Annotated in this window: 12 protein-coding genes; 6 read left to right on the top strand and 6 right to left on the bottom strand. The window is 42.2% G+C overall.

What is annotated here, in order from left to right:
• Positions 1-6 precede the first annotated feature (6 nt).
• The 4 genes from uvrB to HDC33_RS14070 form a co-directional block, all read right to left on the bottom strand.
• Positions 7-1989, bottom strand: a complete 1983-nt coding sequence (gene uvrB, locus HDC33_RS14085; protein ID WP_179393204.1) for an excinuclease ABC subunit UvrB — start codon at positions 1987-1989, stop codon at positions 7-9.
• Between the two features lie 255 nt (positions 1990-2244).
• Positions 2245-2481 carry an IDEAL domain-containing protein gene (locus tag HDC33_RS14080; protein WP_179393203.1) on the bottom strand — a complete coding sequence of 79 codons (237 nt, stop codon included), beginning with the start codon at positions 2479-2481 and terminating at the stop codon, positions 2245-2247.
• A gap of 139 nt (positions 2482-2620) precedes the next feature.
• Positions 2621-3832: an ABC transporter permease gene (locus HDC33_RS14075; RefSeq protein ID WP_179393202.1), complete on the bottom strand. Its 1212-nt coding sequence runs from the start codon at positions 3830-3832 to the stop codon at positions 2621-2623.
• A complete protein-coding gene (locus HDC33_RS14070) occupies positions 3816-4565 on the bottom strand; it encodes an ABC transporter ATP-binding protein (protein WP_179393201.1) in 750 nt (249 codons plus the stop codon). The genes HDC33_RS14075 and HDC33_RS14070 overlap by 17 nt, the downstream gene beginning before the upstream one ends.
• Positions 4566-4733: 168 nt before the next feature.
• Between HDC33_RS14070 and HDC33_RS14065 the strand changes: the two genes are divergently transcribed.
• From HDC33_RS14065 to HDC33_RS14045, 5 genes are all read left to right on the top strand, one after another.
• Positions 4734-5159: an HIT family protein gene (locus tag HDC33_RS14065; protein WP_179393200.1), complete on the top strand. Its 426-nt coding sequence runs from the start codon at positions 4734-4736 to the stop codon at positions 5157-5159.
• A gap of 113 nt (positions 5160-5272) precedes the next feature.
• On the top strand, positions 5273-5797 hold the full coding sequence (locus HDC33_RS14060) for a tryptophan transporter (protein WP_179393199.1): 525 nt from the start codon (positions 5273-5275) through the stop codon (positions 5795-5797).
• 124 nt (positions 5798-5921) lie between these two features.
• Positions 5922-6284, top strand: a complete 363-nt coding sequence (locus HDC33_RS14055; protein WP_179393198.1) for a YtxH domain-containing protein — start codon at positions 5922-5924, stop codon at positions 6282-6284.
• Positions 6285-6650: 366 nt separating this feature from the next.
• Positions 6651-7259 carry an HTH-type transcriptional regulator Hpr gene (locus HDC33_RS14050; RefSeq protein WP_179393197.1) on the top strand — a complete coding sequence of 203 codons (609 nt, stop codon included), beginning with the start codon at positions 6651-6653 and terminating at the stop codon, positions 7257-7259.
• Positions 7260-7319: 60 nt separating this feature from the next.
• Positions 7320-7505, top strand: a complete 186-nt coding sequence (locus tag HDC33_RS14045) for a hypothetical protein (RefSeq protein ID WP_179393196.1) — start codon at positions 7320-7322, stop codon at positions 7503-7505.
• Positions 7506-7587: 82 nt separating this feature from the next.
• On the opposite strand, the gene HDC33_RS14040 is transcribed toward HDC33_RS14045, so the two are convergent.
• Positions 7588-7680 (bottom strand): YjcZ family sporulation protein, encoded by a 93-nt coding sequence (locus HDC33_RS14040; protein ID WP_179393195.1) that lies wholly within the window; start codon positions 7678-7680, stop codon positions 7588-7590.
• A gap of 145 nt (positions 7681-7825) precedes the next feature.
• On the opposite strand from HDC33_RS14040, the gene HDC33_RS14035 reads away from it, so the two are divergent.
• Positions 7826-8707 (top strand): peptidylprolyl isomerase, encoded by an 882-nt coding sequence (locus HDC33_RS14035; RefSeq protein ID WP_179393194.1) that lies wholly within the window; start codon positions 7826-7828, stop codon positions 8705-8707.
• 950 nt (positions 8708-9657) lie between these two features.
• Here the strand turns inward: HDC33_RS14035 and HDC33_RS16405 are convergent.
• Positions 9658-9813 (bottom strand): hypothetical protein, encoded by a 156-nt coding sequence (locus tag HDC33_RS16405; protein ID WP_218843289.1) that lies wholly within the window; start codon positions 9811-9813, stop codon positions 9658-9660.
• Between the last annotated feature and the right edge of the window lie 1176 nt (positions 9814-10989).

Genomic DNA, 10989 nt, shown 5'->3' with positions numbered 1-10989 from the left:
AGAATCCTACCTTTCAGCCTTCAATTCCAAGATTGTATCCCTCAATTCAGCAGCACGTTCGAAATCGAGCGCTTTCGCCGCCTCTTTCATTTCTTTGTCCAGCGTACCTAGAAGGATTGTTTTTTCTTCCTTCGACAATTTCTTGCCTTCGGTCACTTTTTCCAAATAGGAAATAGCTTCATCCGATACTTGCGTGGCACGGATCACATCTCTGATTTCTTTTTTAATGGTCATTGGGGTGATGTTGTGTTTCTCATTATATTCTTTTTGAATTTCACGGCGGCGTTGCGTTTCGCCAATCGCTTTCGTCATGGAGTCCGTCATCCGGTCCGCATACAAAATGACGTGCCCATTAGCATTCCGTGCAGCACGGCCCATCGTTTGGATGAGAGCCCGTTCTGAACGAAGGAACCCTTCTTTGTCCGCATCCAGAATCACGACAAGCGATACTTCCGGAATGTCGATTCCTTCTCTAAGAAGGTTTATCCCGACAAGAACGTCATGCGTTCCCATCCGCAGTTCCCGTAGGATTTCTATACGTTCAAGTGTCTTGACATCCGAATGAAGATATTGAACTTTTATCCCGATTTCTTTCAAGTAATCGGTCAGGTCTTCAGACATCTTTTTCGTCAATGTTGTAATAAGGACACGTTCGTTGTTCTTGATCCGTTCCCTTATTTCCCCGATCAAATCATCAATTTGCCCTTCAATCGGTTTGACTTCAATTGTCGGATCGAGAAGACCGGTCGGACGGATAATCTGTTGGATCATTTCTGGGGTATGCTCGATTTCATAAGGACCGGGTGTTGCCGAAACATAAATTGCTTCATGTACGTGATTTTCGAATTCTTCGAATGTGAGCGGTCTGTTATCAAGCGCTGAAGGCAGGCGGAATCCGTGTTCGACGAGCACTTTTTTCCGTGCCTGGTCACCATTGTACATACCGCGGATTTGCGGCAGCGAGACGTGACTTTCATCTACAATGACCAGGAAATCATCCGGGAAATAGTCGAGTAATGTATAAGGCGTCGCCCCGGCAGGACGCAGTGTCAAGTGACGGGAATAGTTTTCGATGCCCGAACAGAACCCCATTTCCCGCATCATTTCAAGATCATAGCGAGTCCGCTGTTCAAGGCGTTGCGCTTCCAATAGTTTGTCTTCGCCTCGCAGTTCTTTCAATCGCTCTTCCAGTTCAATTTCAATGTTTTCAATTGCTTTCAACAACTTTGCATCACCTGTAACGAAGTGGGATGCCGGGAAGATGGCAACGTGTTCCCGTTCACCAAGGATTTCTCCTGTAAGTGAGTCCACTTCACGGATCCGCTCGATTTCATCACCAAAAAACTCAATCCGGAGACAGTGTTCATCCTGGGATGCAGGCAACACTTCGACTACATCCCCCCGCACCCGGAATGTCCCGCGAGTGAAGCTGATGTCATTCCGTTCGTATTGCACGTCCACAAATTTGCGGAGCAGTTCATTGCGCCCAATCTCCATGCCCGGACGAAGTGATACAACGTGAGCATTATATTCTTCCGGCGAACCAAGTCCATAGATACATGAAACGGAAGCCACAATGAGCACATCATTTCTTTCAAATAATGAAGATGTAGCAGAGTGGCGCAATTTATCAATTTCATCATTGACGCTTGAGTCTTTTTCAATGAAGGTATCCGTTTGCGGCACATACGCTTCAGGCTGATAAAAATCATAGAAGCTAACGAAGTATTCGACAGCGTTGTCTGGAAAAAACTCTTTAAATTCACTATATAATTGACCAGCCAATGTTTTGTTGTGGGCGATAACGAGCGTCGGTTTGTTGATCTCCGTCAAGACGTTCGAAACAGTGAAGGTTTTTCCGGTTCCGGTTGCACCGAGTAGGGTCTGGTGCTTTTCCCCCCGTTTATGTCCTTCCAAAAGCTTCGCGATTGCATGTGGCTGATCGCCTTGTGGTGTATATGGGGCTTGCAGATTAAATTTTTGGACCATCGTAGTCCCTCCTAAATGAATTGCTATATATGTTGAACATATGATTATTTATATACTCTGAGCGTAGGCGCCTTCAAAGGGGTAGCCGAAGCGGATTTGAAGGAATTCTTTATTTCAATTTATATACTATGTTATCACTTTACCCATCTTTTGACGAGCAAAAAGCGAACGTACGTTTTTCACTACATTTCTCTTCAAACTTAATACGTAAAAAAACGCCGCATGTCTATTCAACATGTAGCGTCCTGCCATATTTCAATCATTCTCTTCGATTTTGACAAGTCTTTCGGAATACAGGAAGAAGGCGCTTTCATCGCGTTGATCAAGCGCAAGATCAATCAAGTCTACGAGCCGGCTCTTTGTCTGTTCTCTGTGTATATGTTTCAAGAAAAGATCCAAATAAATTTCGTTGAGCAATTTTTCCGCTTGAAGCGATGAACTGTTTTTCCCTACCGCTTTTAAAAATTCGGCATATGAATAATTGTTCTCCATCCCTCTCACCCCTGATGCCTTTTATTTAGTATATCTAAATTCAGAGATAAGTTGCAAGGTTTTTGCGAATATTCCATCTTTTAATTCCGACAAAAGAATTGTCCCGTTTGCACATGTTTGCAAACGGGACCGCTTCCCGTCATTCCTCTTCTATCTTTTCTGCGGTCAATCTGATTGTAGCCTCAGAGATAATGAGGATGACCGCTCCTACAAGAAGGGGGGTTGTCGACATGCCATACAGATACAGGGCAGAAATTGTGACTACAGCTGCTTGAATCCATTGAACGGTGCGTACGATTTTCTTGATCGCAGCAGGACGGGCCTCTTCCTTTTCAGGAAACAACATGTCCATCCGGAAGTCATCTCCCGCGCGTAAAGCATGAATCAGCTGAATTGCGGACGCAAAAGCTAGCGCTCCCGCGAAAATGAACACGACAATTGGGAATGGAATGAAAATCGCTCCAAGTGCAGATAAAGCGGTGAGTCTCACCCAAAGCCAGAAAATATCATCCGTCCGGATAAGTGTCCGTTTAATCAGATATGATTGCGGAACCGTTTTCCCGAATTTCGGCGATCCCGTCACAAATCCTAGCCACGCTCTTCTGCTGACGGATCCTTTCAAATGCGGAACATCCGTGAAATAATTAGCAAAACGATAAAAACGCATCATTCGATTCTGTTCAAGCGAGATGAAGTGATCGTATGGAAACGGTTTGATCCTCCGCTTTTTCCACCAATAAAAAGCATACATTCCGATAAGTATTGCTATAAGCGGCAGGAGAATAGTTTTTCCAACAAGATCGACATAAATAATCAATCCCGCAAGTAAAAAACGTACAGTCCTGTCCAACCAAACTTTTTCTCCATCCAAGGCATGTCTGAAGTTATACTCCGACTCGATGAACACCCGCTTGATAAGCAGCATCAAGATTGCGATGCCGATATACGTTGTTTTCGAACCGGTCCCCGTAGCGGAAAGTAATGGCAAAGCTACAATATATAAAAGGAATGGCAATGGAAGTTGTGAAAAGAAACTCCATTGTAACGATTTTTTCATATACATACCGAGTTTATTTTCGAGCGGCAGGAAATAAACTGTGTCCGCCGGCTTCAGCAGCGTCACGGGCGGCGAATAAGTCAGTGCCACTCCAAGTATGATCGCCGTCAAGAGCGCCGCTGGGAAATCCGCTGGCACTTCCTTCAGCCACTCACTGTACGCATAGCCCCCCGCCCCGATCGTGAAGACGAAGACGATGGCTAAATGGCCGGTGAATACATATTTCAAATATTTTTGGAGCTCAGTTATATAATGGACGAACCGAGACCCCCATATTTCACGCAAATTGTTCATCGTTATGATCCTCTGTCATCGCGATATACAAATCATCCAATGATGCACCGGGACGTCCGAATGCCTTTCTCAAGTCATCCATCGTCCCTTCTGCCCGCACCCGTCCTTCGTGCAGCAAAATGATCCTGTCGCAATGTTTTTCCGCGGTCGGCAACACGTGTGTCGACATGAGGATAGAAGCCCCGTTTGCTGTTCTTTCCGTCATCTGTTCCAAAAGTGATTTAATGCCGATCGGGTCCAGGCCGACAAATGGTTCGTCAATAATATATAAGGAAGGGTCGACAAGAAATGCACACATGATCATTACTTTTTGACGCATCCCTTTCGAAAAATGGGCAGGGAACCAGTTCAATCGCTTTTCCATCCGGAATTCCCTCAATAACTCGTCCGATCGCACTTCAAAAACATCTCTATCGAGGCCGTACGCCATTGCTGTAAGCTCAAGATGTTCCTTGAGTGTCAATTCCTCATAGAGGATCGGGGTTTCAGGAATATATGTGAATGCCTGTCTATATTTTTCGGGATCTTCACTGAATGTACCCCCGTTCACCCGGATTTCCCCGCTGTGTGGATTCATCAGTCCGATGATATGTTTTATCGTCGTACTTTTACCCGCTCCATTCAGTCCAATAAGACCCACCAGTTCTCCAGATCCAATGTTAAACGATAAGTCATGCAGGACGGGCTTGCGTGTATAGCCGCCTGAGACATCTTTCAATTCGAGAATTTCCATATCCATCCTCCATTCTTCTATTTCATTTTAGCAAAAAACGGTTCAAAAAGCTTTCTACTTCATAAATCCGGTATAGTCAATCACGCCTGGTGATATCCGCCGGAGGTTTCTGCTGAATGATGTTAAAATATGCTACACTTGTCCCAATTATGAAAAGGAGTGTTGAGTATGACTGAATGTATTTTTTGTAAAATCATTGAAGGTACTATCCCAAGCGTAAAAATCTATGAAGATGAGAACGTATTCGCATTCATGGATATTATGCCTGTTACGAAAGGGCATGTCCTTCTCATTCCGAAAACACATCGTGAAAACGTCTATGATTTAACCGAAGAGGAAGCGGCACACCTGTTTTCCGTCGCACCGAAAATCGCCAATGCGCTGAAAGATGAATTCAAACCTGCTGGATTGAATTTATTGCAAAACAATGGTGCACCTGCAGGACAGGCTGTATTCCATTTCCACTTGCATTTCATTCCCCGTTATGATGAAACAGATGGATTCCGACCGACATTTGAAACGAAGGAATCAGAATCCAGTACAGAGCGAATTCAAGAAATCGCAGCACAAATCCGAGCGAAACTAGAAAATTAAGCTTGCAAACTTTCTGAATTCAGTGTAATATTTGTAATAAGTTTTTCGCTGACGATCATGAGGATACGTCAGGAGAAACTCAAACTACCAGATGAGCTGAGGAGAGATGAGAAATGAAAACGAAAAGTCTAGTGTTGATGTCATTATTGATTGCTGTAGGTGCTGCATTGTATTTGGTCATTCCCCCGATTGCCGGCGGAGTGAAGCCCGATTTCATGCTGACGATGATGTTCATCGGCATATTGCTGTTCCCTGAAGTCCGCAGTGTATTTTTACTCGGAGCGACAACAGGTATCCTGTCCGGAATGTTTTCATCCCTTCCAGGCGGTTTTATTCCGAATGTCATTGATAAGTTCATCACTGCATTTGTAATCTATTTAGTCATCATCACATTCAAGAAACTTGCAGGTAATTTAATAGGGGCTACTGTCATTACATGTCTTGGTACAGTATTGTCGGGAAGTATCTTTTTAGCCACTGCCATTTTCATATTCGGCATAGATTTATCGTTTACGGGATTATTCTTAGTAGTAGTACTTCCCGCTGTTGCGATGAACGGTATTGCATTTTTCCTTATCTATCCGATTGTAAAAGGCTTAGTCAAACGCTCCTCATTTAAAACTGCGTTATCTAATTAAAACGGTCACCTATGCTTTCCTTCTACGAGGAAAGCTTTTTTTGATTGCTCAGACTTCTCTTCCATGTTTTAATTAAACTATAGTAAGGAATACTATTCATTATTAGGAAGGAGTGCATTATTTAATGAAAGCATCTACTTTTTTCATCGGACTCGCAACAGGATCAGTAGCGGCAGCAATTACAGTATTATACTCGACTCCCCAATCAGGAAGCGAGCTTCGCACATCTGTTAAAAGCGCTTCGATCGATATGAAAGATATGTTTAAAGACGTCAAAGTGAAAGTTGCGGATTTAAAAGAATCCATTTCACATCTGAAAAAAGAGGCGAAAGAAACTGTTCCTTCAGCAATCGATGGGATTAAAGATTCTGTTGAAAAGTGGCAACAATCGACTGAACCGAATAGAGAACGTATGGAAAAGGAAATTGCAGCCATCCAGACAGCCATCGAAGAACTTGAACGAACTGTCGCAGAGCACCAAAAATAAATTGTGAACCACATGCGGTTTGACCATAAAGAATGCAGTCAGAACCCCACTTGGCGGTCATGACTGCTTTTTTTACGCATTTATAAGGTGAAGTAAGAATATCCTTCGAATACGTTCCAGCGCTTTGTGGATATCTCCCGCGATAAGCCGGACGGGAGGCATCCCCTAGCGCCAGAGCGTGTATGGGGGGAATCCATAATCCAGTCTATAATGGCAAACTCTCTCACTGACTTCCAATAATCAAAATTATACAGCATTTAGCATTTATTATTATCAAATTAAAAGTTTTTTTGCAATTCTCACTTCTCTCTTCTTTGCTTTCCTGCTATAATAAAAGAAACATAAAAAAAGGAAGTGGGTGTTTCCATGGCGGAACATAAGTATTCTCCAAAAGAAGCAATGATTTTTAGTCAACGGGTTGCGCAGATGTCTAAAGCACTTTGGAAAGCTGTTGAAAAAGATTGGCAGCAGTGGATAAAACCTTATGACTTGAATATTAATGAACATCACATTTTATGGATTTCTTACCATCTTCAAGGCGCCACAATTTCCGATATCGCTAAATTCGGGGTCATGCATGTCTCTACTGCATTCAATTTTTCCAAGAAGTTGGAAGAACGCGGTTATTTACAATTCTACAAAAAAGATGATGATCGTCGAAATACATATGTGGCAGTCACTGATGAAGGCGAAAAACTATTGCTTGAAATGAACGAGAACTACTATGACACTAAACACGGTATTTTGGATGGTTCACTTCCCATCAAAGACCTATATGGCAAATTTCCGGAATTCCTCGAAGTCATGTCCGTCGTCCGTAATATTTACGGGGAAGATTTTATGGAAATATTCGAACGCGGTTTTACCAATATTAAAGAAGCATATGATGACTCCTCCGGAGAAATGGTAGCTGTTGGCCATTCGAAAAGATATGAAAATCCGACAAGTGCATTAATTGCCGCAGAGGAAAAATAATTTCTTTTCATGAGGGTTTCTGCTATGATTACCTTGGTAAGTCAAAGGGGAGGAATAGATTTGATCCTTATTATTACAATTCTGTTCTCATTATTTTATCTGTTCCAAATTAACAAAATGACATATGCGCTTTGCGAGTCCAAGGAAATTCCTGAGGAAAAGCAGCCAAAAATATACACGACTGTAAACGTTCTTGTAACTATTCTAATCGTGTCATTTTACGTCGAAATCCTGTTACAACTATAAAAAAAGTCCATTCCCTTTTTACGGGATGGACTTTTTTCATTATCGAAGCTTTAGACGCCGAACGTCATTTGCTCTTCTTTGCTTAGTACACAAAGGCTGCGCCGACAATGATTAGTAGAATGAACAATACAACAATCAATGCAAAACCAGAAGAACCTTGGTTATATCCGCTCATAGGAGCACCCCCTCTCTCTCTATGTATCCTATGCACAGCGAATGAGCCGTTGTAGGCAGATTATTCGGAGGAAACTTTTTTGTTTTAGGAACGTTTTATGGTATAGTAACTACTGTTGCACATAAAAGTTAGGGGAGAAATTAAAATGAAAAAAACTATTTTAGCACTTTCAATGGCCGCATCTGTCCTTGCACTTTCGGCGTGCAGCGATAAAAATGCCGGTGATGAGGAAATCATTGCTACTTCCAAAAATGGCGAAATTACAAAAGCGGATCTATATGATGAAATGAAAGATGCAATCGGGGTCCAAGTTGTTGAAAACCTAGTTCTTCAACAAGCGATTGAAAGTGAATATAAAGTTTCCGATAAAGAGTTGAAAGAAGCGATTGATGCGCAAAAAGAGCAATACGGTGAAAGCTTCGACATGTTTTTAATGCAACAAGGAATGACAGAGAAGTTTTTTGAGAAAAACGTAAAATCCCAATTGATCCAACAAAAAATGATCGAGTCCATAAAAGTAAGCGATGAGGATATCAATGCCGGTATCGCAAACATGAAAAAAGAAATCAATGCACGCCATATTTTAGTGAAAGATAAGAAAACGGCGGATGAAGTTCTTGCTAAGCTGAAAGACGGCGGTGATTTCGCTAAACTTGCAAAAGAATACTCCACTGAAGAAGCAGCACAGGAAACGGGTGGCGATTTAGGATGGTTCGGACCAGGCAAAATGGTACCTGAATTTGAAGAAGCTGCATTCGCACTGAAAAAACGTGAAATCAGTGAACCTGTTAAGACAAGCTTCGGTTACCACGTCATTGAACTGCTTGATACGCGTGAAGCGAAACTTGAACAGACGGACGAAGAGCTAAAAGCAGAGGTCACAGACAAACTTAAAAAAGCTCAATTCGAAGAAAAACTTGTTAAACTTCTGAAGGCTTCAAATATCGAAATTAAAGATGATGAGTTCAAAGGTGCACTTGAAGGATACCTTCCTGCTGAAAAAGAAGCGAAAGACGACAAAAAATAATACACATGAAGAAAGCTGTCCCTCGGTTTTAAGGTGACAGCTTTTTTCATGTGTATTTCTGTATTTACTACTTAATTCAATGATTCAAATCCAAAAAGGTTACACATGTAATTCCGACATAATATATAGAGGTTAAGACATTGATTCCATTCAATACCGCTTCGGCTCTTGGTGATGGCCTCCCGTAATGAGCCCGCCAGAAGATCACTAGGGAGGGATTGAACCGTATCCCTCCTTAGTCTCATTACTTCGGCTCACACTTGTCGCTCCTTCGCTGAAGTCGTTCGTTGTATAAGGCGATTGTTACTGATTCTATTGTATTCTAAATTAATAGTGCAGAGTATCTAGATAGGAATTATGACTATATCATGCAGTCATAATTCCTACAGGGAAATCTAGCGAAGGCGCCTTACAGCGGTAGCCGAAGCGATAAGACTGGCAGCGGTTTTCTGCCCGGCTTATCGCGAGAGGCATCCGCAAGCGCCGTAGCGTGTAGTATGGAAAATCTTTAGTTCAGTCTATATACTCGGCACTTAATAAATGGATAGTAAGTGAGTTATTTGTGATTATAACTAGAAAGTAGTTTTCAATACCGCTTCGTCGCTTTGTGATGGCCTCCCGTAATGAGCCTGCCAGAAGATCACTAGGGAGGGATTGAACTGCATCCCTCCTTAGTCTCATTACTTCGGCTCACACTTGTCGCTCCTTCGCTGAAGTCGTTCGTTGTATAAGGCGATTATTACAGTTTCTATTGAATCCTAAATTAATAGTGCCGAGTATATAGATAGGAATTATGACTATATCATGTAGTCATAATTCCTACAGGGAAATCTAGCGAAGGCGCCTTACAGCGGTAGCCGAAGCGATAAGACTGGCAGTGGTTTTCTGCCCGGCTTATCGCGAGAGGCATCCGCAAAGCGCCGTAGCGTGTAGTATGGGAAATTTTTAGTTCAGTCTATATACTCGGCACTTAATAAATGGATAGTAAGTGAGTTATTTGTGATTATAACTAGAAAGTAGTTTCCAATACCGCTTCGTCGCTTGGTGATGGCCTCCCGTAATGAGCCTGCCAGAAGATCACTGTCATTCTCATTACTTCGGCTCACACTTGTCGCTCCTTCGCTAAATTCATTCGTTGTATAAGCTGATTGTTACTGTTTCTATTGAATCCTAAATTAATAGTGCCGAGTATATAGATAGGAATTATGAATATATCATGTAGTCATAAATATTACAGGGAAATCTAGCGAAGGCGCCTTACAGCGGTAGCGTGTAGTATGGGAAATCTTTAGTTCAGTCTATATACTCGGCACTGAATAAATGGATAGTAAGTGAGTTATTTGTGATTATAACTAGAAAGTAGTTTTCAATACCGCTTCGTCGCTTTGTGATGGCCTCCCGTAATGAGCCTGCCAGAAGATCACTAGGGAGGGATTGAACTGCATCCCTACTTAGTCTCATTACTTCGGCTCACACTTGTCGCTCCTTCGCTGAAGTCGTTCGTTGTATAAGGCGATTATTACAGTTTCTATTGAATCCTAAATTAATAGTGCCGAGTATATAGATAGGAATTACGACTATATCATGTAGTCATAATTCCTACAGGGAAATCTAGCGAAGGCGCCTTACAGCGGTAGCCGAAGCGATAAGACTGGCAGTGGTTTTCTGCCCGGCTTATCGCGAGAGGCATCCGCAAAGCGCCGTAGCGTGTAGTATGGAAAATCTTTAGTTCAGTCTATATACTCGGCACTTAATAAATGGATAGTAAGTGAGTTATTTGTGATTATAACTAGAAAGTAGTTTTCAATACCGCTTCGTCGCTTTGTGATGGCCTCCCGTAATGAGCCTGCCAGAAGATCACTAGGGAGGGATTGAACTGCATCCTTCCTTAGTCTCATTACTTCGGCTCACACTTGTCGCTCCTTCGCTGGAGTCGTTCTTCGTACAAGGAAATTATTATAGTTTCTATTGAATACTTATACATGCATACTCACTATTTAATAATTGGTAAGTGAATCAATAACATAATTACTTATTTCAATTGAAAAAGCGAATACTAATGAATCTTTATCATCGATTATTCATTTATTTAAACGAGTTTCGTTGAATGTAACGGAAGGCGGCGACTCCAGCGGGAACAGTGCGAGCTGAAGATCCCGCTGGAAAAGCCGTCACGTAGAACGGCTTTTGCGATCAAAAGCGTTAGCGTTGAGAGTACAGGGGAAAGATGCCTTAATTTCTGCAAAGAACGCAGAAATCAAGGCAAATCGAACCCTTCGCTG

The organism is Sporosarcina sp. JAI121 (genome assembly GCF_013408665.1).
Classification (GTDB): Bacteria; Bacillota; Bacilli; order Bacillales_A; family Planococcaceae; genus Sporosarcina.
This window is presented reverse-complemented; position numbering and strand designations above follow the sequence as displayed.

What these genes read in the sequence shown, in the direction of transcription:
- uvrB (WP_179393204.1), bottom strand. Translation starts at nt 1,989, where the DNA reads ATGGTCCAAAAATTTAATCTGCAAGCCCCATATACACCACAAGGCGAT.
- HDC33_RS14080 (WP_179393203.1), bottom strand. Translation starts at nt 2,481, where the DNA reads ATGGAGAACAATTATTCATATGCCGAATTTTTAAAAGCGGTAGGGAAA.
- HDC33_RS14075 (WP_179393202.1), bottom strand. Translation starts at nt 3,832, where the DNA reads ATGAACAATTTGCGTGAAATATGGGGGTCTCGGTTCGTCCATTATATA.
- HDC33_RS14070 (WP_179393201.1), bottom strand. Translation starts at nt 4,565, where the DNA reads ATGGAAATTCTCGAATTGAAAGATGTCTCAGGCGGCTATACACGCAAG.
- HDC33_RS14065 (WP_179393200.1), top strand. Translation starts at nt 4,734, where the DNA reads ATGACTGAATGTATTTTTTGTAAAATCATTGAAGGTACTATCCCAAGC.
- HDC33_RS14060 (WP_179393199.1), top strand. Translation starts at nt 5,273, where the DNA reads ATGAAAACGAAAAGTCTAGTGTTGATGTCATTATTGATTGCTGTAGGT.
- HDC33_RS14055 (WP_179393198.1), top strand. Translation starts at nt 5,922, where the DNA reads ATGAAAGCATCTACTTTTTTCATCGGACTCGCAACAGGATCAGTAGCG.
- HDC33_RS14050 (WP_179393197.1), top strand. Translation starts at nt 6,651, where the DNA reads ATGGCGGAACATAAGTATTCTCCAAAAGAAGCAATGATTTTTAGTCAA.
- HDC33_RS14040 (WP_179393195.1), bottom strand. Translation starts at nt 7,680, where the DNA reads ATGAGCGGATATAACCAAGGTTCTTCTGGTTTTGCATTGATTGTTGTA.
- HDC33_RS14035 (WP_179393194.1), top strand. Translation starts at nt 7,826, where the DNA reads ATGAAAAAAACTATTTTAGCACTTTCAATGGCCGCATCTGTCCTTGCA.